The organism is Micromonospora sp. NPDC023737, assembly GCF_040639715.1.
Classification (GTDB): domain Bacteria; phylum Actinomycetota; class Actinomycetes; order Mycobacteriales; family Micromonosporaceae; genus Micromonospora.
Map to the genome: position 1 here is coordinate 14309 of NZ_JBFAAL010000026.1, position 23465 is coordinate 37773.

A 23465-nucleotide genomic window follows, 5' to 3' on the forward strand; every position below is an offset into this window, starting at 1 on the left:
CTCCGGCAGCGTCAGGTCCACCCGTGCGAGCCGAGCGCCGGCGGACTCCGGGGCGCCGACCGGCTCTGGCCGCTGTTCCGTCCGCTTCGGCCTCTGGGCGTTGCCACTCTCCTTGCCGCTGCCGGTCTAGTGGCGCCCGGCCGGGCCCCGGCCGCTCCCGTTGCCACGATCGTCTCCGTCGTCCTGGCTGTTGCTGTTGCGGCTGCTGCTGCCGATGCCGTCGTCCTGGCTGTTGCTGTTGCTGTTGCTGTTGCGGCTGCTGCTGCCGATGCCGTCGTCCTGGCTGTTGCTGTTGCTGTTGCTGTTGCTGTTGCTGTTGCGGCTGCTGCTGCCGATGCCGTCGTCCTGGCTGTTGCGGTTGCTGTTGCCGAGGCCGTCGTCCTTGCTCTTCTCCTCCTCCCGGCCCTGGCCCTTTTCTTTCTCCTTGTCCTTGTCCTTGTCCTTGTCAGCATTGGGGGCGTCGCTGGACGGGGAACCGGTTCCCGCCGGTGTCACTGCCCGGCAGAACGCCTCGACCCGCACCGCCCCACCGGCCGCCTCGACCAGCGTCTCGAAGTCGGCGCTCGCGAGGGCCCTCTCCCGCTGGGCGGGCTTCGTGGCCACGTACGTCTGGCACAACTCGAGGACGCGGACACGTTGCTCGGCGCCAACGGTCGGCCGGCCGGGGCTCGTGCTCGGCCCTGCGGTCGCGGACCGGTCGGGCCCGCCGGTGGCCGTGCCGTGCGCGGACGAGCCGTCGGCAGGGTCGGCGGTGGTGGGCGTTGGGGTGGCCGGGGCGGGCGGGACCGGCGCCTTATCCAGGGTGACCGCGGCGGCGACCCCTGCCGTCGCGGTCACGAGCACCCCGACGACCCAGGCCAGTGCACCCGCCGTGAATCCGCGCCGCCGTCGAGCAGGAGACGCCACCGGCGCCGCGCGGGCGGCCCGGAACGCCGCCATCGCGGCCGCCTCCCCCGCCAGTTCGGGTGGACGTGCCGGAGCCGCCGCGGCGGCGAGCAGCTCCGCAAGCGGATCCGGCGGACCGCCCGCCTCGGCCGGCGTGCCCGCGTGCGCCGCGTCGAGGAGCCGGTCGGCCTCGGCGCGATCGGCGAGCCTATCCGGCCGGCGACCGTCGCTCATTCTGAACTCCCCCACGTCAACCATCCGCCGGTTCGGCACCCGGCGTACACGGGCGCAACTCGCCGCGCGGACGAGGCGGCACCGCGCCGTCCGCCACGGCCGGGCCCTGGCCCGCTTCGCGACGTCGTTGCTCCAGCAGCCCGGCGAGTCTCCGCAGCCCACGGTGGGCGGCGGTACGCACCGCGCCGGCCCGACGACCGAGCACCCGACCGGCGGCCTCCGCGTCGAGGCCGATCACCGCGCGCAGCAGGACCGCCTCCGCCTCCCGGGGCGGCAGGGTGGCGATCAGCGCGAGCGCGGCCTCGGTGCCGAGGCTCTCCCCGGCCCGCTCGGCGGTATCGGCGTCCCCGGCCAGGTCGGTGAGCGCCTGCAGGGGCACCGGAAGCGACGGGCGGCGACGTTGCCGGCGCAGGTGGTCCATGGCCCGGTTACGGGCGATGGTGACGGCCCAGGCGCGGAACTCGCCGCCGGTGAAGCTGGGCAGATCCCGGGAGATCTGCAGCCAGGTCTCCGACGCGACGTCCTCCGCGTCGGCACCGACCAGCGCGGTCAGGTATCGCAACAGTCCCGGCTGGAGGCTCCGGTAGAGGAAGCGGAAGGCGTCCTCGTCGCCGGAGCGGGCCTTCTCGACCGCCTCGCTCAGTTCCACGGTCATGCCGTCGCCTGCTCAAGAGCCACCGGGCGGCGCCGCCCCCCGGAACGCTGCCCTCTCCGGTACCTGGAACGGGCTTGTTCCCGCACGTATCCCAGCCCCCCGCTGACCTTCGTGCCCGCGGCCGCCCCGTGGGTGGTGTCCCGGCCGCCACGGCGACGGACGTCGACGCGACGTCACGACGGCGTCACAAGCGGCCCGAGTTCGGGCCAACGTTAGGATCGGACCACCGCGCCTACAAGCAGACGGCACGTCACAGAAGAGTGACAATTATCAACCGGCTTTTCCCGCGTGTCTGCGTAACGTTTTCCGGCCCTCATACGCCGGGCTTGCGCGGTCTTCGCCGCCAGGGGGATTGGGGCAGAACCCGGGGCGGGATGCACGCGCAGCGTAATCGGACCATCGTCGATGCGTAACGAAGCGGCGGTGAAGGGCGGGTTCGGCGGCGCGGAACCAGCGCCGAGCGCGGGACTGGGCCGTGCGTGCCCAGCAACGGGTCTGGGTACGGTAACCCCGTGCTGTCATCGGAGGTCGTACTCAGCGGTCGGTACCGCCTGGACGAACGTGTCGCCACCGGCGGCATGGGCGACGTCTGGCGGGGCACGGACCAGGTCCTCGGCCGGCAGGTCGCGGTCAAGGTGCTGCTGCCGGCGCTGGTGTCCGACCCCGACTTCATCGCCCGGTTCCGGGCCGAGGCGCGCATCATGGCCGCCCTGCGGCATCCGGGCATCGTGCAGGTCTTCGACTGTGGCGAGGACGACCTACCCGACGGCGGCCGGGCCGACTACCTGGTCATGGAGTTCGTCGACGGCGAGCCACTGTCCAAGCGGATCGAGGCCGCCGGGAAACTCGGCGTCTCCGAGACGATGTCGATCGTCGCGCAGGCGGCGCAGGCGCTGAACGCCGCGCACCGCGGCGGCATCGTGCACCGCGACGTCAAGCCGAGCAACCTGCTCGTGCAGGAGGACGGGTCCGTCGTCCTGGTCGACTTCGGGGTGGCCCGGTCGACCAACATCACGAGCATCACGAGCACGAACGCGGTGCCCGGCACGGCGCTCTACATGGCACCCGAGCAGGCCGCCGGGCGACCGGTCAGCGGCGCCACCGACATCTACGCGCTCGGCGCGGTCACCTACTGCTGCCTCACCGGCACGCCGCCGTTCACCGGGGACAACCCGCTTCAGGTGGCCGTACGGCACCTGGATGACGAACCACCCGAGCTGCCGCACGACATCCCCGAGGCCGTCCGGGCCCTCGTCTCGCGCGCCCTGGCCAAGGACCCGGCCGACCGGTTCAGCAGCGGTGCGGCGATGGCCGAGGCGGCGCGCACCGCGGTGACCGGTGACGCCGGACCGACCGCCATGGTCTCGGTGGCTCCGCTGCGCGGCGCCGGACCCGACACGCAGACCGAACTCGACCCGGGCGCCGTGGTCGCCGCCGCGGGTGGCCGGCGCGGGCGGCGGGCCCTGGTGGGTGCCGGCGCGGCCACGCTGGTCGCGGTCGTCGGACTGGCCGCAGCGCTCGGCGCGGCAAAGTACGCCGGGGAGGCCCCGGCGGTCGAGCTCACCCCGACCACGCCGGCGGTCACGCCGAGCCAGAACGTCGAACTTCCGGTGGGCAACAAGGTCACACCTACCGAGCGGGAGCGACCGGAGCGGCCGACGACTCCCCGCACGAGCGCGTCGGCGTCGACCAGCCCGAGTCCGAGCGTGCAGCCGAGCCAGTCCGCCAGCCCGGAGTCGCCGACCCCCACCGCCACCCCCACCCCCACCGAGCCGACCCCGACCGAGACGCCCACCGAGAACCCGACGCAGTCGCCGCCCACGACGGAACCGAGCACCACGACGAGCGCCCCGACCGGCGGGGAAGGTGGGCAGGACGGGACCGTCTGACCGGCCGGAAGGGACCGACGCGCAGGTGACGGGGGCGGGCAGCCCGATGCCCGACAGGCCTCACCCGTCCCGATATCCCCAAATCGGACGTACGACACCAGACGGCACCCTACGCTCCAAGCAGGTCCTTTTCCCCACCTGCCCCAGGAGCTTGGGTGAACGCAGAGAAGTTGGTCGTGATCGGCCAGGGTTACGTCGGACTGCCACTCGCCATGCGGGCCGTGGAAGCCGGCCTGAACGTGGTCGGGCTCGACGTCGACGGCGACCGGATCAAGCGGCTCGCCTCCGGTGAGTCGTTCGTGGAGGACATCACCGCCGACCGGCTCGGCCGGGCGTTGAGCACCGGTCGGTACCGGCCGAGCACCGAGTACACCGATGCCGAAGGCTTCGACATCTGCGTGATCACCGTGCCCACCCCGTTGCGCGACGGCACGCCGGACCTGAGCTTCGTCGAGCAGGCCGGGATCGGCATCGGACCGTACCTCCGGCCGGGCTGCACTGTCGTCCTGGAGTCCACCACCTATCCCGGCACCACCGAGGAGCTGCTGCGGCCGCTGCTCGAGTCGGCGAGCGGGCTGAGCAGCCCCGGAGACTTCCACCTGGGCTACAGCCCGGAGCGGATCGACCCCGGCAACCCCGTCTGGCGGCTGGAGAACACCGCGAAGGTGGTCTCCGGTGTGGACGCCGAGTCGCTCGCCCGGGTCGACGGCTTCTACCGGCGGATCGTCGAGCGTACGGTGCCCGTCGACTCGACCCGCGTGGCGGAGCTGACCAAGCTGATAGAGAACACCTTCCGCCAGGTCAACATCGCTCTGATCAACGAGCTGACCATGCTCTCGCATCAACTGGACATCGACGTGTGGCAGGCGATCGAGGCGGCGGAGACCAAACCCTTCGGTTTCATGCCGTTCCGGCCCGGTCCCGGGGTGGGCGGGCACTGCCTCCCGATCGACCCGTGTTACCTGTCCTGGCAGGTGAAACGGCGGTTGGGCCGGCAGTTCCGCTTCATCGAGCTGGCCAACGACGTCAACCACGAGATGCCCGAGCACGTGACGCAGCGGGTGATGGCCGGATTGAACCGGCGGGGCCAGGCGATCAGCGGTTCCCGGCTGCTGCTGTTGGGGCTCGCGTACAAGCGGAACACCGGCGACATGCGCGACTCCCCCGCGGTCGACGTGGCCCAGCGCTTGCGGGCGCTGGGCGCGGACGTACGCGCCGTGGAGCCGTACGCCGAGCCGCACCACATCCCCGGCGGGGTGGCCGTCGTGAACCTCACCGAACGGGAGGTCCGGGAGGCGGACGCGGTGGTCGTGGTGACCGACCACGACGTGTTCGACTACGACCTGGTCACCCGGCACGCCCGCTACGTCTTCGACACCCGCAACCGCTGCTCCGGCGACGTGGTCGAGCGGCTCTAGACGGCAGCACCGCCGGTGCGGTCCCGTCAACGCCGACGGGACCGCACCGGCGCTGTCACAGGTCGGCGAGCGCCTCCACCACCGGTCGAGCCAGCGCCCGGCGCGCCGGCAGCACCGAGGCGAGCAGCGCCGCCACCACCGCGACCCCGAGGATCAGGGCGAGCTGGCCGACCGGCAGGACCACGTGGAAGTCCCCACCCAGGCGGGTGAGCAGGGCCATCGCGGCGACACTCACGCCGGTGCCGAGCCCGAGGCCGAGCAGCGCGCCGACCACCGCCATGAGCACCGACTCGACGGCGAGCATGAGCCGCATCCGCCCCCGGGTCAGCCCGATCGCGCGGAGCACGGCGTTCTCCCGGGTTCGTTCCAGGACCGAGAGGCTCAGCGTGTTCGCCACGCCGACCAGGGCGATCACCACGGCCAGCCCGAGCAGCGCGGTGACGATCGCGAGCATCATGTCGATGGTCCCGGTCATCGTCTTCTTGTACGCGGCCTGATCCATCAGGTTCACCGTCGGATAGCGGGCGAGCACCGACTCGATCGCGGCCCGCGCCTTACCGGCGGCCACGCCGTCAGCCGGATCGATCTCCGCCAGGTAGCCCCGCTCGGCGGGGAAGAGCGCGGAGAAGTCGGCGTCGGTCAGGTATAGGCGATGACCCGTCGGCACTCCGGCGCTCGGCGCGGGCCCGGTGCCGCCGTCCACCACGGCCACGACCCGCAAGGTCCGGCTCCTGACGGTGACCGCGGTACCCACGGTCCAGCCGCGCGCGTCGGCCAGCTCGCGATGCACCAGCACGGTGCCCGGACCGAACCGGCCCAGGTCGCCGGCCGTCGCGGTCAGCGTCCGGCCGACCAGCGCGGGGTGCGCGGCGCGCACCTCGGTGGCGTCGGTGACGGCGGCCCGTTCCTCATGTACGACGCCGAGTTCCGGCCGGGCCGCGAGCCCAGCGGCGACCCCCCGGGGCAGGTCTCCCCCGACGCCGGTGACCACGTAGTCCACCCCGATCTGGGCGTCCACGGTGCGCTCGATGCCCGCCTTGGTGCTGTGGGCGCCGACGACGAACGCCGACACCAGGCCGATGCCGATCACCAGGGCCGTGCTGGTCCCCGCGATCCGGCGCGGGTTGCGTACCGCGTTGGCCACGGCGAGCTCGGCGGTCGCCCCGATCAACCGGCGCAAGGGCCAGCCGACGATCCTCGCCAGTGCCGGGACGAGCACCGGACCGAACAGGACGATGCCGAAGAAGGCGAGGAGGCCACCGGCCGCCACCAGCACCACCTGGCCGAGGGTGACCGCGCCGGCCAGCGCGGCGATTCCCGCGATCATCGCCAGCGCGCCGGCGGTGAGGCGGAACCAGCCGGCCCGCCGGGTGGACTGTATGTCGGCGTCGGTGAGCGCGGCGACCGGAGCGACGCGGGTGCCGTGCCAGGCCGGCAGCAACGACGCGCCGACGGTCAGCAGGACGCCCAGCAGCACACTGACCAGCACGGTTCGCGGTACGAGGGTGACTCCCCCACCGATCGGCGCGGTCGTGCGGGACAGCACCGCGGCCAGCCCGGCGGCCAGGCCCCCGCCCAGCAGCACACCGACCACGGAGGCAGCCAGCCCGACCACCGCCGACTCCAGCACGGCCGCGAGGAAGACCTGCCGGCGGGTGGCACCGACCACCCGCAGCAGCGCCGTTCGGCGGGTGCGCTGGGCGAGCACGATCGCGAAGGTGTTCGCGATGACGAAGCCGGCCACCACGACGGCGACCGCGGCGAAGGTGAACAGCGCCATGGTGAACTGCTGGATGGAGCGGATCCCGTCCGCGACCGTGTCGTCGAGGATCTGCTGGCGGCTCTTCACCGTCGCACCCGGGCCGGCGACCGTGGCGAGCCGGCTGGTCAGGGTCTCGCCGACGGTTCCGGGACGAGCGGCCACCATGATCCGCTCATACCCCTTCAGCTGGGTAGCCGCGAGCGCGTCCGGACCGACCAAACCGATGAACGGCCCGCCGACGTCGCGGTTGGTCCCGGCCACGTCGACCGTGCCGACCAGGGTGTACGGGCGGGCCGCGCCGCCAGCACCGCCGACGCGTACCGGCGCGCCGATGGTGAAGCCCTCCCGGGCCACCGTCTTCGCGTCCAGCACCACCTCGCCCGGGCGGTCCGGCAGATGGCCGGCCACCACGTCGTACGAGCGCAGCGCCGGGTCGGTGGGTATGGCAGCGAGGACGGCGTAGCCGAGCACGGGACGGCCGTCCGTACCGACGACCCCGCCGGTGCCGATCAGTTCGCCGTCGGCGGCGGCCACTCCGTCGGCGGCGCGGATCTGGTCGACCAACGCGGCCGGCAGGGGCGCCTTCTTCGCGTACACGCCCGCGTCGGTGTGCCGGTCGAAGGTGCCGGCCCGCTGGTACACGCCGTCGGTCAGGGCGTCGTTGAGCATCAACGTGCCGGCGATGAACGCGACGCCGAGCACGACGGCCAGCGTGGAGAGCAACATCCGCAGCGCCTCGGCACGCAGCGAACGCAGGGTCAGCCGCAGCATCGGATCACCGCGCCAGTGGGCGGGCGCGGACAGCGCCGGCCGGATCGAGCCGGGCGAGCGCGTCGAGCACCTGGTCGGCGTCGGGTGCCGTGAGGTCGTGGACCAGCCGGCCGTCGGCGAGCAGGACCACCCGGTCGGCACGCGCGGCGGCCACCGGGTCGTGCGTCACCATGATCACGCTCTGGCCGAGGGTGTGGACGGCCTCCCGGAGCAGGCCGAGCACGTCCGCGCCGGCGCGGGAGTCGAGGTTGCCGGTCGGCTCGTCCGCGAAGATCACCCACGGCCGGGTGATCAGGGCACGGGCGATCGCGACCCGCTGCTGCTGGCCGCCGGAGAGCTCGGCGGGCCGGTGCCGCAGGCGGTCGGTGAGCCCCACCGCGGCCACCACCTGGCGTAGCCAGGCCGGGTCGGGGCGCCGTCCGGCGATGGCCAGCGGCAGGACGATGTTCTGCTCGGCGGTCAGCGCGGGCAGCAGGTTGAACTTCTGGAAGATGAACCCGACACGGTCGCGGCGCAGCAGGGTGAGCCGCCGGTCGTTGAGGCTGTCGAGGTCGACGTCGCCGATGCGTACCGAGCCGGCGCTGGGCCGGTCGAGCCCCGCCAGGCAGTGCAGCAGCGTGGACTTTCCCGAACCCGACGGGCCCATGATGGCGGTGAACCGGCCGGCGGCGAAGTCCAGGTCGACGCCGTCGAGGGCGACGACCGCGGCCGGTCCGTCACCGTACCGCTTGCTCAGGCCGCGGGCGCTGACGGCGGCACCGGCCGAGCCGGACTGCTGGTCGCCGGCGGCGGTTGCGGGAGGTGAGACGCGCAACGTGTTGCTCCCGATGGAGAAGGACGATCTGACCTCTCCGACGCTATGGACCGGGCGGCCGGACCGGCTCCACCTGTGCGCTCGACCTCGGTACGCCCAGGGTCGCCCCTGACCAGGAGCACCCGTACGTCTCAGGTCGTACGGAGTCAGACCCCGGGTACGACCAGCCCGCTCTCGTACGCGAACACCACGGCCTGCACCCGGTCCCGGAGCTGGAGCTTGGCCAGGATCCGCCCGACGTGGGTCTTCACGGTCGCCTCCGCGACGTGCGCCTGGGCGGCGATCTCCGCATTGGACAGTCCCTGCGCCACCAGCAGCAGGATCTCCCGTTCCCGCTCGGTGAGCTGGGCCAGCCGCGGATCCCCGGTGGGGCCGGCGCCGAGCTGGTCGGCGAACCGGTCGAGCAGTCGCCGGGTGATCGACGGCGCGACCACCGAGTCGCCCTGGGCGACCACCCGGATCGCCGCGATCAGTTCCTCCGGTGGCACGTTCTTGAGCAGGAAGCCACTCGCCCCGGCCCGGAGCGCGGCGAAGGCGTCCGCCTCGGTGTCGAAGGTGGTCAGCACGAGCACTCGGGGCGGGCCCGGGGGGCGTCCCGCACAGAGCCGCCGGGTCGCCTCGACGCCGTCCATGGTCGGCATCCGGATGTCCATCACCACGACGTCGGCCTCGACCCGGTCGAGCACCCGAAGCGCGTCCGCGCCGTCGATGGCCTCACCGACCACCTCCAGGTCGGGCTGCGAGTCGAGCACCATCCGGAACCCGGCGCGCACCAGCGCCTGGTCGTCGACGATCACCACCCGGGTCGTCATGCCGCGATCACCTCCGTCGTCCCAGCACGCGACGGTAGCGGCAGCCGCACCTCGAGCTGCCAGCCCCCGGCCGGCCGGGCGCCGGCGGCGAGGCTGCCGTCGTAAACCCCGACCCGCTCCCGCATGCCGATCAGGCCGTGCCCGCCGGAGGGCGTCGGGTTGACCGCCGGCCGGCCCTGTCCGTCGTCGACCACCCGGACGAACACGTCGTCCGGGCCGTACTCGAGGGTCAGCTCCACCTCGGCCCCGACGCCGGCGTGCTTGAGCGCGTTGGTCAACGCCTCCTGCGCGACCCGGTAGACGGTGAGCTCCAGCCCGGGCGGCAGCGTCGCCGGCTCGCCGGTGACGGTCTGCCGGACCCGCAGGCCCGCGCCGCGGAACCGGTCGAGCAGGGCGGGCAGTTCGGCGAGAACGAGACGTCGCCGCTCCGGGTCCCCACCCACCGGCGCGTCGTCCGGTTCGGGCCGGATCGTCGCCTCCGGGGCGCTCGGTTCCCGCAGCACACCCACCAGCCGCCGCATCTCCTCCAACGCCTGCCGCCCGGTGTCGGCGACCACCTTGACCGCCTGACGGGCGGCCTCCGGATCCCGGTCGATCATGAACCGTGCGCCGTCGGCCTGAACGATCATGACAGCCATGCCGTGCGCCACCACGTCGTGCAGTTCCTGGGCGATCCGGGTCCGCTCGCCGGCGACCGCCGCACGGGCCTCGGCCTCCCGTTCCCGTTCGAGCGTCGCGGCCCGTTCCTCGAGGCTGAGCACGTAGAGCCGGCGGGTACGCACGTTCAGCCCGACCAGCCAGATCGCCCCGGTGATCAGCCCGAGAACGATCGCGCTTCCCCACCACCGCCCGCCGTTCTCCACCTGCAACGCGGCGGGCACCGCCCCGGCCAGGGCGCCGATCCCGGCGAGCACCCCGTCGCGGAGCCGATCGGCGTACTTCACCACGCTGTAGAGCGCGACGAGTACCGCGATGTCGTACGGAAGCGGCCCCCACTCGCCGATCAACTGGACCAGCCCGAGCGCCCCGACGACCCCGGCCACGGTCACCGGGAACGCGCGGCGGAACAGCAGCGGGACCGCCATCCCCACGCCGACCAGGCTGGCCTTCCAGCCAGGCTGCGACGCCACGGCCACGAGACCGAAGAACAGCACCAGCCCGACGACGAATACGTCGAAGGCGACGCTGCGCAGCGGGCGGCGGATGACTCTGCGGATCACGGTCACCCAGCGTACGCGCCGGGACGCTCGTCAACCGCCACCGTCGTCGCCGCCGGCGGCCCGTTCGCAGGTCACCCACCGGCGCCCCGGCGCGGCCGGTCAGCCGGCGAGAACCTCGCGCATCCGGCCGACCTCCACGGTCTGCTCGGTGGCCACGGAGTTGGCGAACTCGTTCAGCTGCTGGTCGGCTCCCACGGTGAGCAGGTTGGTGGCCATCTCGATGGCGCCCTCGTGGTGCTCGGTCATCATCTTCACGAAGAGCCTGTCGAACTCGGCGCCTCGGGCGGCGGCCAACTGCCGCATCGCCTCCGGCGTCTGCATGCCGCGCATGCTGCCGTGGTCGTGGCCGGCGACGTCGGCAGAGAGGCCGCGATTCTGCAGCCAGGCGCGCATCAACCCGATCTCCGGGTCCTGGCTGGCCCGGATCCGGTCGGCGACGGCCCGCACCGCCGGGTCGGCGGCCCGGTCGGGCGCGAGCCGGGACATCTCCAGCGCCTGCATGTGGTGCGGAATCATCATCCGGACGAACCAGACGTCCATCTCGTTGTGCGGCGTCGAGCCGGCGCCGCGGACCTCTCCGGCGCGCCGGGTGGCGGCCGGCTCTCCTGGCCGGCCGGGCACGATGACCGTCACGTCGGTCGGCTCGGGACTGCCCGGCGTCGCGGCGGCCGGTCGCGCGGGCGCTGACCCCGAGCCGTCGCGGGCGACGACGAAGACCACGGCCGCCAGCGGCAGGGCGACCGCCAATGTGACGGCCGCCAGGACACGGGCACGCCGACCGGTCATGAGCCACTCCCTGAGATCGAGGTCACCGCGATGCTATCCAGTCAGGAACCAACATCGATGTGATGCACATCACACGATGCCCGTCACAAATGTAAGGTGTCCACAGTCACCACTCCCGTGCGAGCCAGCCCAGCGTCCAGGGCGGGCGGTAGGCACTCGGCGGTACCCGCCGACGCACAAGCGAGAAGGGCCCGGCCCCCGGAGACGGGGGCCGGGCCCGGGCGCGTCCGGGCACCCGCGCCGGCGCCGGTGTCCGCCCGGAACGGGGCGGGCGGCGACCGCGCGGCGCCGCTCAGCGCATCGGTAGCTCGTAGCGCCGCTCGGCACCACCGGCGGTGACCAGCCGAACCTCGCCACTGCGCAGGCCGTACGTCACCGACCAACGGGTGTGCGCCTGCCGGACGTCGGCCAGCACCCGGAACGCCGCCGCTGCGTCCACCACACCGTCGGCGCCGGTCATCGCCCGGGCGATCAGGTCGTACCGGCGGTCCGCACGGCGCTCCTGCTCGGGCACCCCGACCACCGGCACGTTGGTCAACGCCTGCCAGCTGCCCTGGCCCCGGTCGACCTGCATCCGGCCGTCCACGAACTCGACCACCGCGGACGCGCCGGTGGCGTCGGCCAGCAGGTAGTGCAGCGCCGGCCCGTCGGAGAAGTCGAGATTGTGAGTGGTGAAGACGGCGACCGCCTCGTCGATTGTGGCCGCCCGGTCGAGCACCAGGCGCAGGATGCGCACCGAGCCGACGGTCGGCTTGCCCGGCACGGGTTCGGCCCGCGCGGCGTCGTCGGCCGCCAGCCCCACGGCCAGGCCACGCTCGTTCATCCCGTCGAAGGGCAGCAGCGGTGCGTTCAGCAGCCGCCGGTCACCGCTCAGGTCGGCGCCGACCCCGAGGTACGACAGGTCCACCAGCGAGATCGACGCGTACCCCTGGGGTGGGTCGGTGCGCAGCACCATTGCCGGATTGGGGTCCCAGTCGAAGTTGCGGGCGAACAGCGGCCGGCTCCGGTCGCCGGCCGCCACGAAGAGCGAGCAGCCGAACGGGCTCGCCGGCGCGGCGTCCGTACCCACGGTGGCGTCGTAGGACCCGACGTAGGTCATCTCGTACAGCGGCAGGTCGTCGACCCTGCGCAGGCTGTCCAGGGTCTGCTCCACCTGGGCTGCGTCCTGCCGCGAGGCGGTGGGCGTGCCGGTGGGGGTGGGCGCGGACGTCGGGGTCTCCGACGATGCCGAGCAGGCGGTGAGCACGAGCAGCAGGGCCAGAGTGGCGGCCGATGGAGTCCTCCACATATCCACAGGACGCTATGCGTCGGGCAGCCTCCTGTCCATTGGCCGGACCGGCCGGGCACCCCGGCCCACCAGTCAAATCAGCGACGGCTGATCGGCAGGATGCCCTTGGCGGCGGGCGGGCACCGCCGCGTCGTCGGCACGCTGCTACTGATCTGACCCCGGGCCCGCACCCCCGCCGGCCCGGCACCTCATGCCGGCCCGGGACGTTGCGCGGGCACCGGGCCGACTATCAGCACAAGCTTGATACCTGAGAGTCATAAATATGCCTCTCAGGTATCAAGCTCGTCGCAGTGTCCGCCACCCGCGCCTCGTCGGAGGCGGACCGGACAGGTCGGCGCGACCGGGAGCGGCACCTGCGAGCGCCGCCGAGGTGCGAAACCCTGCCGGCGGTCACTCGTCGGCGCGCTCGACGGCGAACATGAAGCAGCCGTACACCACGTTGCGGCTGTGCAGCTGGCGTACGGCCGGGTCGGCGAGCAGCTCGGCGATGACCGGCTCCGGGTCAAAGCCGTCGTGCCGCCGGCCGCCATGGATGCGGCCCTGCCGGTCGTACGCCCGCAGGATCTGCTCCCGGCCGCGCCAGGCCGCCGGGTAGGCGTCGGTCGGCCCCGGCCCGGGACAGGCCGCGGCATGAGTGAAGACCGGCCCGATCTCCCGGTAGGGACCCTCGGCGGTCGGCGGAGCGTACCCGAAGAGCAGCAGCGCCTCGCCCGGCGCGGCGTCGCGCAGGCAGCAGCGCAGTGGCTCCCCGCCACCGGCCGTGGTGGCCTCGACCGGCCGATCGGCGGCGTCCCGGCGGGTACGGCGGACCACGTGGAGCAGGTCGGACGGCAGCGGGCGGACGACGAACCCGTTCGGTTTGGTCATGCGCCCAGCCTGAACCGGACGCGGCGCGAACGCTGGCGGCGATCGGACCTCGCGCTACCGCCGACGTCGGCAGCGCCAGGCCCGGCGACGACGGGTCAGCCCCGGCGCACGGCGAGCTGGAGTGGCGGCGCGTACCCGCGGCAGGTCGACCACCGCGAAGTCCCCCTGCGATCACGCTGTACGTGCGTCCGGTGGCCGCCGCACATCGACTCAGAGACCCATCTCGACTTCGTACGCCCGGCGCAGCCGCCGCCTGGCCGCCGGCGCGACGCACACGTGCCAGGCCTGTCCCTCGTCGATCACGTTGATCTCGCCGGCCTGCTGGCGCTCGAGCAGCAGGGCGGCCAGGGTGTCGCGTACGCCGTAGCGCGCGAACCAGGTCATCTCCACGTCCATGGCGTAGCCGACGCAGTGCCCGCTGGGCAGCATGGCGGCATACCCGAGGCGGCGCAGCCGATGCTGGTGCTCGACGCTGCGGGTGAGTGAGGTGACCCAGAGTGGTGGGGTGCCGGGCGGGGTGACCGCCGCGAACTCCCGGGCGAGGTCGTTGAGCAGCGCCACGACCTCGCGGCGGGCGCGCCGGGCGAGCAGACCGGCGGTACGCGGGCTGGCGTCGGGGCGCAACCGCCGCCGAACCGCCTGCCACCCCCGGCCCACCACGCTCGCCGGTTGTTCCCGGTAGCGGAAACCGAGCAGATCACGACGGCGCAGCCACTCCAGGTCGACCAGGTCGGTGCTGCCCTGAACCTGGTCGTCGGTGAGGAAGGTGCCGGTGTCCCGCCACCACATGACGTCGATGCGGGAGAGCAGGTAGATCCGCACCAGCGCGGTCAGGTCCTGTGCGGAGCTGCGTGTGTTGGGTTGGTAGCGGGCCATCTCCAACAGCAGCGTCTCGCGGGCACCGAGGAACCCCTGCGGGGTCGCGTCGAGGACCGCGGCGAGGGCCGGCTCGCGCAGCCGGTCGTCGATGAGCACCTGTCGGGCGGCGGCGCTCGACGCGTCGGCGAGCGCGCCGACCTCCACCAACAGGTCGGCGACGGCCTGCCGGTAGGCGGCGAGATCCGGTCCGGTGACCGGCGCCGGTCCGGGCGGGCTGGGAAGGCGGCGGGTGGGAGCGGTGGAGGCGGCGGTCGGACCGGACCGCCCCCCGGGGCTTCGGCTGGGCACTCGCATGATCGGTCCTCTCTGCGGTCACGACACCTGGGTCGCTCGCCCTGCACAGACACGGTAACCAGCAGGATCGGGAGAAGGACGAACATTCCTCCTATCACCCGCGAACGGCGACGGTTCGGGAAAGCACGGCACGCGCCGCCAGAAGCTGGCAGGGCGGCCGAGCGAGGCACGAACCGGTCAACCGCCGCGAGGCGTGCAGGGCCACGGCGGCTGGACGAGCATCAGGATTCCGGCGTCCACCCGTCCGTCAGTGCCTGCACCTCGGCGTACGACGGCGGTTCGGGCGACGTGACCGGGGCGGCCGAGGCGCGACCGGCGTCGACGCCCACCCGCACCGGTGTGAGGGCGTCGACGCTGGCCAACGCGGCTCCGAGCGCGGCCCGGAACGGCAGCGAGCCGGTGCTCACCCGGGCGACCCCGAGCCTCGCCAGCTCGTCGACCTCCAGGAGACCGGGGCGGTACAGCACGTTCAGCGGGGCGTCGACCTCGGCGACGAGTACGCGGATCGTGTGCGCGTCCGGGGCGCCCGGCGCGAAGATCCCGTCGGCCCCCGCCGCCCGGTACGCCCGCACCCGCTGCACCGCGTTGTCCAGCGGATCGGGCGCGCCCAGCCACCACGCGTCGGTGCGGGCGTTGACGAACAGCTCCGGCACCGCGGCCTTGACCGCCGCCACCTTGTTCGCGGTCACCGCCGGTGCGGCGAGCGAACCGTCCGGGCGGCCGTCCTCCAGGTTGACACCGACCACGCCGAGCCCGGCCAGCTCGACGGCGAGGGCGGCGACGTCCGCCGGGTCGTCGCTGAAGCCCGCCTCCACGTCGACGGTGAGCAGCACCGGCAACCGGCGCAGCCGCCGGGCCAGCAACAGCGTCTCGGCCCGGGTCGCCGCGGCGCCGTCCGGCAGGCCGGCCGCGGCGGCGACGCCGAGGCTGGTGGTGCCGACGGCCGGGTAGGACCGGGTCACGAACATCGCCGCCGAGGCGTGGTCCCAGGCGTTGGGCAGCAGCAGGGGGCGGCCGGGCCGATGCAGCGCGCGGAAGGCGGCGCAGCGGTCGGCGTACCGGCCGGTGGCGGTGGATGGTGTCGTCATCGCGGGACCACCTCGAGTCGGGACGGCACCCGCAGCAGCGGGTGGGGCTCGTACGCCGGCGTGCCGGGCGCGAGCCGGCACCGCTCGCGCAGCACGTCCAGCACCCCGGTGGCGAGCGCCAGCGCGTGCCGCCGCCCGGGGCAGCCGCGGGGGCCGGCGCCGAACGTCAGCGCGGGCGTGAGGCGACCGGGAGTGAAGGAGTCGGGCTCTTGGAAGACCTCCGGATCTCGATTCGCCGAGTCGAAGCGCAGCAGCAGCGGGGTGCCCGCCGGCAGGTCGACGCCGCCGATGTGCACGGTCCCGGTGGTGGTCCGCCGGGTGCCGCGTACCGGCGGGTCGAGCCGGAGCACCTCGTGGAGCAGCTCTTCGGTGTCGCCGGCCGGATGACCGGATCCCGTCTCCTCACCGGCGGCCGGGGGCAGATCGACGGTCGGAGGCAGATCGGCGGCCGGAGGCAGGAGGTGGCGGGCACCGGCGCCGATCAGCCCGGCCGTGGCATCGCAGGCCTGGACCAGCAGGCCGAGCCGGTTGGCGAGCACCTCGGGCGGGGCGGGCGGGGCCAGCGCCACCAGCACCGTGACCGCCCCGTCGGCCCGCCAGACGGCGGCCGCGTCCGCGCCGGGTCGGTAGGCGGCGGCGATCGTGGCCACCGCGTCGACGGCGGTCGCCGGATCGGCCAGCCCGAGTCGCCCGGCGAGCACCCCCACCGGTACGCGCCGGGCGAGCGCGGAGGCCACGTCCAGCCGGCAACCGGCCCGGTCCAGGGCGTCGGCGGTTCGCCGGGCCGCCTCGGCGCGTAGCTCGTCCGGGTCGAGCGGGGCCAGCGCCGTGACACCGGCGGCCCGCCGGGCGGGATGGTCCGCCGGGGCACTGAACCGGCTCACCAGGCCACGGAGCCAGTCGAGCGAGTAGGCCGCGCCGGGGCCGGCGGCCGGTACGTGACAGGTCGGGGCGGCGAGAGCGGCGCGCACGTCCGCGTACCGGGTCAGCGTGCAACCGGTCCGGGGATCCACGGTGGGCGGAGCGCAGGGTGGGGTGCCGGGGATCGGCGCGATGCGGGGGCGGGTCGGGGTCACCCGACGAACGCTAGGGCCGGGACGTTGCGGCCGACGCCGAAGTGTCGGCGCACGCTCCGGGGCCGGAACCCGGCCGCCGCCACGAACCAGATGATGATCGACTCGGTCGGGGCAGCCGCGGTGTCACCCTGCCCTGGTCATGCCGAGATCCAGTGGATCAGCCGCCGGACGGCCGGCGTGCGCCCAGTCGGCCGGCTCCGCTGCCGACCAGGGTTGAGCACGCCAGGTCAGGCGCGTCCGCCGCCGGTGACGGCCTCCGTCGGCGGGGTGAGGTCGGTCGGTTCCAGGCCGAGGGTGGCAGCGAGTGCCGGGGCGCCGGACGGGCTGAGGCGGACGGCCCGGCCGACGCCCCGGGTGAGCCAACCCAGGTCGAGCAGGCGGGCGCAGAGCGCCGCGCCGAGGGCGCCGGACAGGTGCGGCCGCCGCTCGGTCCAGTCCAGACAGTCGCGCAGCAACGGCCGGCGTGCGGCGCGCAGCGGGGCGAGGGGCAGCCCCAGCTCGGCGCACCAGCGCTCCCCGGCCGGGGTGAGGGTCAGTCCGGCCGACCGGTCCAGCAGTCCCCGGTGCAACAGCGCGTCGTGCACCACCACGCCGAGGCGCCCGGCGAGATGGTCGTAGCAGGTCCGGGCGTACGCGAGCGCGGCACCGGCCCGGGCGGCCCGCAGCGACCGGTCCGGGACCGGCGGCGCGGAGATCCGGCCGGCCAGGTCCTCGACGAGCTGGGCCACGCTCGCGTCGGCGAGCCGCAGGTAACGGTGCCGTCCCTGCCGTTCCTGCGCCAGCAGCCCGCCCTCGACGAGGCGGCTGAGGTGGTCGCTCGCGGTGGACGGGGCGACGCCGGCGGCCCGAGCCAGCTCCCCCGCCGTCCACGCCCGACCGTCGAGCAGCGCCAGGCAGATCCGCGCCCGGGTGGTGTCGGCCAGCAGCGCGGCGAACTGTGCCAGCCCCGGGGCCCAGGAGATGGTCGGGTGCATCCGCCCATGCTGACACGGGGACGGTTCGGTCTTCGCCGACCGGTCTTTACAACGTTGTATGTGCGCGGTAGGAAGGGACGCGGCTCGCACGACAAACCACTGCACGCAAGGCAGGTCTGATGGGACAACCACGTCGCGGTGGCACACTCGCCGCCGTACTCGGTCTGGTGCTGACGGCCGCCGCCGCCGCGCCGGCCGCCGCCGAAGCCCGCACGACCCCCCACTACCGCAACCCGATCTCCGTCGGCGTGGGCGACACCTTCGCCGACCCGGTCGTCGTCCGCGGTGACGACGGCTACTGGTACGCCTACGGCACCACCGACCCGCTGCGCGAGGGCGAGAAGCAGCCGCACCGGGTGCCCACCGCCCGCTCCGCCGACCTGGTCGACTGGACGTACGCCGGCGACGCCTTCGGGCCCGATCAGCGCCCGCCCTACGCGGCGCCCGGCGCGGCCTTCTGGGCCCCGGACGTACGCCGCATCGGCGACCGTTACGTCATGTACGTGACGGTCACCGACACCACCGTCTCGCCGGAGGGCAGCGACTACGCCATCGGCGCGGCCACCGCCCCCACCCCGACCGGCCCGTGGACGTTCGCCGACGAGCCGGTGGTCGCACCACGTCCCGGCGGTGGTGGTGGCTGGCTGTGGACGATCGACCCGAGCCAGTTCACCGACGTCGACGGCAGCAACTACCTCTACTACGGCAGCTACTACGGTGGCGTCTCGGTCACCGAACTCACCCCCGACGGGCTGCACGCGACCGGCTCACCCACCCTGGTCGCCGTCGACAACAAGTTCGAGGGCAGCTACGTGCTGCGACACGACGGCTGGTACTACCTCTTCGCCTCCACCGCGAACTGCTGCGCCGGCCCGGCCACCGGCTACTCGGTGCAGGTCGGGCGCGCCCGCAGCCCGCGCGGGCCGTTCCTGGACCGGGACGGCATCGCGCTGACCGCGTCCCGCACGGGTGGCACTCCGGTGCTCACCCAGAACGGCAACCGCTGGATCGGCACCGGACACAACGGATTCCTCACCGACCTGTCGGGGCAGGACTGGATCGTCTACCACGCCATCGACCGGGCCGACCCCTACCTGGACGAGCCGTTCGGCGTCAACGAGCGGCCGATGCTCATTGACCGGCTCGACTGGATCGACGGCTGGCCGACCGTGAACGGCGGCGCCGGCCCGTCCGACGGCGAGCGCCCGGCCCCGGTGACGACCGGTCCGCTCGACGAGCGTTTCGACACCGCCGGGTTGGCGCGCTGGCGGCGCGTCGCCGGCGACTGGCAGGTCGACGACGGCCGGCTCACCGGCAGCGGCGCGTTGACGAGTCGTACCACCGTCGGCGGCGACCTGCGCGCGGAGGCCGACCTGCGGCTGACCGGCGCGGCCTCCGCCGGGATCACCCTCGCCGACCGGGTCGAGGTACGCGTCGACGCGACCGCCGGTCGGCTGGTGGCCAGCGACGGCAGCCGTACGGCCGACGCCCCGCTGCCCGCCGGGTTCACCCCGACCGATCGGCACAACCTGTCCGTCGAGGTACGCGGCCGCCGGCTCGTCGCCGAGCTGAGCCCGGCCCGCCTCGGCGACCAGCTCGCCGTGGTCGAGCTGCGGCTGGACCGCCCGGTTCCCGGCCGGGTCGGCCTGCGGACGAGCGGCGGCGCCGCCGAGTTCGACAACGTGAGCGCCGTCGGGTTGTACCGACCGGCGCGGGCCGCCGCGGAGCCCCGGGCCGGGCGGCTCCTGCCGTCGTACTCCGACGACTTCACCGGTGGCCTCGACCCGGCGTGGAGCTGGGTGCGCCCGGATCCGACGGCGACCGTCACCGATGGAGCGCTGCGCTGGCCGGTGCAGTCCGCCGACCTCAGCGGCACCGCCAACACGGCCGGGGTGCTCCTGCGCGACGCGCCCGCCGGCGACTACGTGGCCGAGACGAAGGTGACCCTCGACCTCGGCGAGGAGAGCGTCCGCAACTATCAGCAGGCCGGCCTGGTGGCGTACGTCGACGACGACCGGTTCGCCCGGCTGGCCCAGGTGGCGATCTGGAACACCCGGCAGGTGGAGTACGGCTACGAGCTGCCCTTCGCCGGCCAGCCGGTGTACGGCGGCACCATCGTCGGCACCCCGGCCACCACCACCTGGCTGCGACTGGCGCACCACGTCGACCCGACCACCGGCGAGCACGAGTTCCGGGCCGCCTCCAGCGGCGACGGCGAGCACTGGACGTGGGGCGGGGTGTGGACCTTCCCGGCCGACACCAGCCCCCGGATCGGGCTGGTGGCGCACGGCGGCGCCACCCCGGCGGTCACCGCCGACTTCGACTACCTGCGCTTCTACCGCTGACGGCGCGCTGACCGGGGCCGCCGGTGACGGCCCCGGTCAGCGCCCCGCACCGAGCGGCCCGGCGGTACGGGTGGCGCCGTCGTAGCTGCGTGCCGCGACGAACTCCCCGGTCGGGCGGTCACCGCCGATCACCGCCCGGGCCCGGCGGCGGTCGGCGTCGCGGAAGCGCAGCGCCAGGCTCAGGTGTGGAACCCACCGCCCGGGCAGATGCCACGGATGTGGTCCGGGGGCGCCGCCGAGCACGTCCCAGACCGCCCCGTGCAGGGCCAGCAGCTCCGGCGTGGGCCGGATCAGCCACACCAGCGGGGCGCTGCCGTCGAGCACCGCCACCCGGTCGACCCGCGCGCGGACGGGCAGTGCCGCGTCGAACAGATCGGCGAGGCGTTCCTCGGCTCCGGGCGGGAGCTCGTCCACCGCGGCGAGGGTCAGGTGGGGACGGTTGGTGGGGTGGAGGTTGCGGGCCAGGCTGGGCAGACCGGTCTCGGCCAGCCGCTGCCACGCGGCCCGCACCGTGGCGTCCAACTCCGCCGAGCAGAGCAGTTCGACCGTACGCACCCGCCCACGCTAGTCGTCCACGAAGCCGGTCGGGAGACCCGTTCAGAGCCAGCCGTTCTCCCGCGCCGTCCGGATCGCCTCCGCCCGGTCGGCCGCGCCGAGCTTCTGCACCGCCGCCGCGAGGTAGTTCCGCACGGTGCCGGCGGACAGGTGCGCCCGCCGGGCGACCACCGCGACCGGGGCGCCCATCTCGGCCAGCCGTAGCGTCTCCAGTTCCCGAGGAGTCAGTGGACACTCGGGCAGGGTCAGCGCGTCCGCGGCCAACGCCGGGTCGACGTACCGTCCGCCCGCGTGCACCCGGCGGATCACGTCGGCGAGCGCCCCGCCGGGCGCGCCCTTGGCCAGGAAGCCGCGAGCGCCGACGGTCAGCGCCTGGCGCAGATGCGCGGGGCGGCCGTGCCCGGTGAGCAGGACCACCGCGCACCCGGGCAGCGCCCGGGACAGCTCGGCGGCGACCTGGATGCCGGTCAGCCCCGGCATCTCCAGGTCGACCACCGCCACGTCCGGCCGGTGCGCCAGCGCCGCCGTCACCGCCGCCGGCCCGTCGGCCGCCTCCGCCACCACCTCGACGTCGGGCTCCAGCGCGAGCAGGGCGGCCAACGCCGCCCGGATCAGGTCCTCGTCGTCGGCGAGCAGGACGCGGATCATGACCCGACCGGAAGGGTGGCTTCGAGGTTGAACACGTTCTCCTCCCGCCGGACGCGCAGCCGCCCGCCGGCCTCGGCGAGCCGGTCGGTCAGCCCGCGCAGGCCGTTGCTGTGCTCGTCCGGCCCGCGACTCGCGGCGCCGTCGTTGGCGACCGTCAAGCGGGCGACGTCGCCGTCACGGACGATGTCGATCCGGCACCAGCTGGCTCCGCTGTGCCGCAGCACGTTCGTGCCCGCCTCCCGCAGCACCGCCGCCAGGTCGCTCGCCGCCGCCGCCGGCAGGTCGGCGGGTGGGGGCACGGTCGTGCACCGTACGCCGCAGGAGCGCAGCACGCCCGCCACCGCGGAGAGCTGGTCGGCCAGGTCGACGGCCCGGTAGCCGTGCACGGTCGCGCGCACCTCGGCCAGCGCCGAGGTCGCCAGCCGCTGCACCTCGGTGGCCTCCCGGGCGGTCCGCTCGGCATCCACCTCGGCGAGGCGGGCGGCCAGCTCCGCCTTCAACGCGATCACCGTGAGGTTGTGCCCCAGCACGTCGTGCACGTCACGGGCGAGACGGAGCCGCTCCTCGGCGGCGGCCAGCCGGCCCTGCGCCAGCTGCCCTTCCCGCGCCTCGACGAGCAGATCCCAGAACCACACCTGAAGCCAGTTGACCGCGGCTGTGCCCGCACCGACTCCGCCGGTCACCAAGAGGAACCGGGAGACCTGTCCGCCGCTCCAGAGCCCCACCCCGGCCGACACGGCGAGGGTCGCCGCGGCCACGGCGGCCACGACCGGTGGTCGTACGAGCAGAGGTGCCATGCCGAGCAGCGAGGCGCCCACCCACGCCCAGGTCGGCCACGCGCCGGCGGCGACCGGACCGACCAGCGGGACGGTCAGCAGTGCCACCGCAGCCAGTCCTGCCTGGGACCGACGGCGCCACCGCTGCGACAGCCAGGGGGTCACCGCCGCGTACAGCACTGCGGCCTGGCCGGCGGCGAAGCCGAGCACACCCACCGCGCCGAGCGCGGCGCGTACGGCGTCGGGCTCCCGGGCCACACCGACCAGCGGCAGCAGCAGGCCGACCCAGACCCCGGTCGCCAGCGAGACGAGTGTGGCGGTGCGTGCGCGACGCAGCCGCCGGTCCGCCCGGGATCCCGCCGTCTCCTGTGTCACGGACCCGATCGTAGGGCCGTCGCCGCACCATCCGCCCCTGTGAGATGTCACGACTGGACCGTGCACATCGCACGGAAAATCCGTGACATCCGGGGCTGCCCGGCCGGTCGCCTTCGCGGGCAGGGTCGACGACATGACGGACACCCTGATCCACCAGCCGACCGCCGCGACGGGCCCGCGCCGGGCGGGTGGCGTCGCCCGCCTGCTGCGGCACCTCGGCGAGATGGCTCTCGCGATGATCGCCGGAATGCTGCTGCTCGACCCGGTGTGGACGCTCGTCGCCGATCCGCTGGGGCTCACCACCGCGCTCGACCGCCCGGATGTCACCGCACTGGTGATGGCCACGAACATGACCATCGGCATGATCGTGTGGATGCGGCACCGGCGGCACTCCGCGGCGGCCTGCGCCGAGATGGCGGCCGCCATGTACGTCCCGTTCCTGGTGCTGCTGGCGCCCCACTGGGCGGGCCTGCTAGACGGCGGCGCGATGCTGCTCGGCGGCCACCTGCTGATGCTGCCGGCCATGGTGCTCGTGGCGCTGCGACACCGGCACCACCGGCCTGCGGCCGCGCCTCGGCGGGCGCGGCTGGTCGCCCCGCTGGTGCGACGCTGGCCGACCGGACTCGCCCTGCTGATGACTGTCGACCTCTGGGTCTCACCCGCGGTGCTCGGCCCGTGGACGCTGCTCGTGCTGCCCGCCGGGTATCTGATCATCGGCGCGTACCGTCGCCGGCTGCGCGGGCCGGGCGTGCTGGCCCGGCAGCTCGCCGGCCTGGCCGTCTGGTCGGCGCTGGCGCTGTTCGCGGCGCTGGCCGGCGGACGGAGCGCCGCGTGGCTGGTCGCCCTGGGCTGGCTCGGCCACGCGGTCTGGGACGTCGTGCACCACCGTCGCCACGAGGTCGTGCCGCGTGGCTACGCCGAATGGTGCGGGGTGCTCGACGCGGTCGTCGGCGTCACCATCATCCTGGCGCTGCTGACCGGCTGACCCCGATGTCACCACCCCCGGCCGCCGCCTGATCAGGGGGACGGCGGCGCCCGCTCCGGACCCGCATTA

20 protein-coding genes are annotated in these 23465 nt (G+C 74.0%); 4 read left to right on the plus strand and 16 right to left on the minus strand.

Translation table 11 applies throughout. The features are described 5' to 3' along the window. Positions 1-126: 126 nt before the first annotated feature. Positions 127-1119 (minus strand): hypothetical protein, encoded by a 993-nt coding sequence (locus AB0F98_RS30285; RefSeq protein ID WP_357742500.1) that lies wholly within the window; start codon positions 1117-1119, stop codon positions 127-129. Positions 1120-1135: 16 nt separating this feature from the next. After that, positions 1136-1774 (minus strand): RNA polymerase sigma factor, encoded by a 639-nt coding sequence (locus AB0F98_RS30290; protein ID WP_357742503.1) that lies wholly within the window; start codon positions 1772-1774, stop codon positions 1136-1138. 512 nt (positions 1775-2286) lie between these two features. Here AB0F98_RS30290 and AB0F98_RS30295 point away from each other — a divergent pair. Beyond that, positions 2287-3663, plus strand: coding sequence for a serine/threonine-protein kinase (locus AB0F98_RS30295; protein ID WP_357742505.1), 1377 nt, complete (start codon positions 2287-2289; stop codon positions 3661-3663). Positions 3664-3818: 155 nt separating this feature from the next. Continuing rightward, complete coding sequence (locus AB0F98_RS30300; protein ID WP_357742508.1) at positions 3819-5081, plus strand: nucleotide sugar dehydrogenase; 1263 nt, start codon at positions 3819-3821, stop codon at positions 5079-5081. 55 nt (positions 5082-5136) lie between these two features. Here AB0F98_RS30300 and AB0F98_RS30305 read toward each other — a convergent pair whose 3' ends face one another. The 11 genes from AB0F98_RS30305 to AB0F98_RS30355 form a co-directional block, all read right to left on the minus strand. Beyond that, the gene (locus AB0F98_RS30305) at positions 5137-7614 is read right to left on the minus strand and encodes an ABC transporter permease (protein ID WP_357742511.1); all 2478 of its coding nucleotides are present in this window, start codon (positions 7612-7614) and stop codon (positions 5137-5139) included. Positions 7615-7618: 4 nt separating this feature from the next. Next, a complete protein-coding gene (locus AB0F98_RS30310) occupies positions 7619-8350 on the minus strand; it encodes an ABC transporter ATP-binding protein (protein ID WP_357742599.1) in 732 nt (243 codons plus the stop codon). 224 nt (positions 8351-8574) lie between these two features. Further along, positions 8575-9240 carry a response regulator transcription factor gene (locus AB0F98_RS30315; protein WP_357742514.1) on the minus strand — a complete coding sequence of 222 codons (666 nt, stop codon included), beginning with the start codon at positions 9238-9240 and terminating at the stop codon, positions 8575-8577. After that, positions 9237-10466: a histidine kinase gene (locus AB0F98_RS30320; protein ID WP_357742516.1), complete on the minus strand. Its 1230-nt coding sequence runs from the start codon at positions 10464-10466 to the stop codon at positions 9237-9239. The genes AB0F98_RS30315 and AB0F98_RS30320 overlap by 4 nt, the downstream gene beginning before the upstream one ends. A 93-nt stretch (positions 10467-10559) precedes the next feature. Continuing rightward, positions 10560-11246 (minus strand): DUF305 domain-containing protein, encoded by a 687-nt coding sequence (locus AB0F98_RS30325; RefSeq protein ID WP_357742519.1) that lies wholly within the window; start codon positions 11244-11246, stop codon positions 10560-10562. A gap of 292 nt (positions 11247-11538) precedes the next feature. After that, positions 11539-12534 carry a carcinine hydrolase/isopenicillin-N N-acyltransferase family protein gene (locus tag AB0F98_RS30330; protein WP_357742522.1) on the minus strand — a complete coding sequence of 332 codons (996 nt, stop codon included), beginning with the start codon at positions 12532-12534 and terminating at the stop codon, positions 11539-11541. Between the two features lie 390 nt (positions 12535-12924). After that, a complete protein-coding gene (locus AB0F98_RS30335; protein WP_357742524.1) occupies positions 12925-13401 on the minus strand; it encodes a DUF1203 domain-containing protein in 477 nt (158 codons plus the stop codon). Between the two features lie 210 nt (positions 13402-13611). Then, the gene (locus AB0F98_RS30340) at positions 13612-14574 is read right to left on the minus strand and encodes a DUF5715 family protein (protein WP_357742527.1); all 963 of its coding nucleotides are present in this window, start codon (positions 14572-14574) and stop codon (positions 13612-13614) included. A 221-nt stretch (positions 14575-14795) separates the two neighbouring features. Beyond that, complete coding sequence (locus tag AB0F98_RS30345; RefSeq protein WP_357742530.1) at positions 14796-15662, minus strand: isocitrate lyase/phosphoenolpyruvate mutase family protein; 867 nt, start codon at positions 15660-15662, stop codon at positions 14796-14798. After that, complete coding sequence (locus tag AB0F98_RS30350) at positions 15659-16738, minus strand: cytochrome P450 (RefSeq protein WP_357742533.1); 1080 nt, start codon at positions 16736-16738, stop codon at positions 15659-15661. Before AB0F98_RS30350 ends, AB0F98_RS30345 begins: the two co-directional genes overlap by 4 nt. Before the next feature lie 227 nt (positions 16739-16965). After that, on the minus strand, positions 16966-17712 hold the full coding sequence (locus AB0F98_RS30355) for a winged helix-turn-helix domain-containing protein (RefSeq protein ID WP_357742536.1): 747 nt from the start codon (positions 17710-17712) through the stop codon (positions 16966-16968). Between the two features lie 119 nt (positions 17713-17831). Here AB0F98_RS30355 and AB0F98_RS30360 point away from each other — a divergent pair, with 119 nt between their 5' ends. After that, positions 17832-20057 (plus strand): family 43 glycosylhydrolase, encoded by a 2226-nt coding sequence (locus tag AB0F98_RS30360; RefSeq protein ID WP_357742539.1) that lies wholly within the window; start codon positions 17832-17834, stop codon positions 20055-20057. Between the two features lie 36 nt (positions 20058-20093). On the opposite strand, the gene AB0F98_RS30365 is transcribed toward AB0F98_RS30360, so the two are convergent. The 3 genes from AB0F98_RS30365 to AB0F98_RS30375 are packed head-to-tail and all read right to left on the minus strand — an operon-like array spanning position 20094 to position 22411. Beyond that, entirely contained in the window at positions 20094-20612 is a 519-nt protein-coding gene (locus AB0F98_RS30365; protein WP_357742542.1) for a 2'-5' RNA ligase family protein, read from the minus strand. Between the two features lie 42 nt (positions 20613-20654). After that, positions 20655-21260 (minus strand): response regulator transcription factor, encoded by a 606-nt coding sequence (locus tag AB0F98_RS30370; RefSeq protein ID WP_357742545.1) that lies wholly within the window; start codon positions 21258-21260, stop codon positions 20655-20657. Further along, positions 21257-22411 carry a histidine kinase gene (locus AB0F98_RS30375; RefSeq protein ID WP_357742547.1) on the minus strand — a complete coding sequence of 385 codons (1155 nt, stop codon included), beginning with the start codon at positions 22409-22411 and terminating at the stop codon, positions 21257-21259. Before AB0F98_RS30375 ends, AB0F98_RS30370 begins: the two co-directional genes overlap by 4 nt. Positions 22412-22544: 133 nt before the next feature. Between AB0F98_RS30375 and AB0F98_RS30380 the strand changes: the two genes are divergently transcribed. Then, on the plus strand, positions 22545-23396 hold the full coding sequence (locus AB0F98_RS30380) for a hypothetical protein (protein ID WP_357742550.1): 852 nt from the start codon (positions 22545-22547) through the stop codon (positions 23394-23396). Positions 23397-23465: the final 69 nt, after the last annotated feature.

Bases quoted from the DNA above. Each gene is read 5' to 3' on its own strand.
- AB0F98_RS30285 (WP_357742500.1), bottom strand. From the start codon at position 1,119: ATGAGCGACGGTCGCCGGCCGGATAGGCTCGCCGATCGCGCCGAGGCC.
- AB0F98_RS30290 (WP_357742503.1), bottom strand. From the start codon at position 1,774: ATGACCGTGGAACTGAGCGAGGCGGTCGAGAAGGCCCGCTCCGGCGAC.
- AB0F98_RS30305 (WP_357742511.1), bottom strand. From the start codon at position 7,614: ATGCTGCGGCTGACCCTGCGTTCGCTGCGTGCCGAGGCGCTGCGGATG.
- AB0F98_RS30315 (WP_357742514.1), bottom strand. From the start codon at position 9,240: ATGACGACCCGGGTGGTGATCGTCGACGACCAGGCGCTGGTGCGCGCC.
- AB0F98_RS30325 (WP_357742519.1), bottom strand. From the start codon at position 11,246: ATGACCGGTCGGCGTGCCCGTGTCCTGGCGGCCGTCACATTGGCGGTC.
- AB0F98_RS30330 (WP_357742522.1), bottom strand. From the start codon at position 12,534: ATGTGGAGGACTCCATCGGCCGCCACTCTGGCCCTGCTGCTCGTGCTC.
- AB0F98_RS30335 (WP_357742524.1), bottom strand. From the start codon at position 13,401: ATGACCAAACCGAACGGGTTCGTCGTCCGCCCGCTGCCGTCCGACCTG.
- AB0F98_RS30340 (WP_357742527.1), bottom strand. From the start codon at position 14,574: ATGCGAGTGCCCAGCCGAAGCCCCGGGGGGCGGTCCGGTCCGACCGCC.
- AB0F98_RS30345 (WP_357742530.1), bottom strand. From the start codon at position 15,662: ATGACGACACCATCCACCGCCACCGGCCGGTACGCCGACCGCTGCGCC.
- AB0F98_RS30355 (WP_357742536.1), bottom strand. From the start codon at position 17,712: ATGCACCCGACCATCTCCTGGGCCCCGGGGCTGGCACAGTTCGCCGCG.
- AB0F98_RS30360 (WP_357742539.1), top strand. From the start codon at position 17,832: ATGGGACAACCACGTCGCGGTGGCACACTCGCCGCCGTACTCGGTCTG.
- AB0F98_RS30370 (WP_357742545.1), bottom strand. From the start codon at position 21,260: ATGATCCGCGTCCTGCTCGCCGACGACGAGGACCTGATCCGGGCGGCG.
- AB0F98_RS30380 (WP_357742550.1), top strand. From the start codon at position 22,545: ATGACGGACACCCTGATCCACCAGCCGACCGCCGCGACGGGCCCGCGC.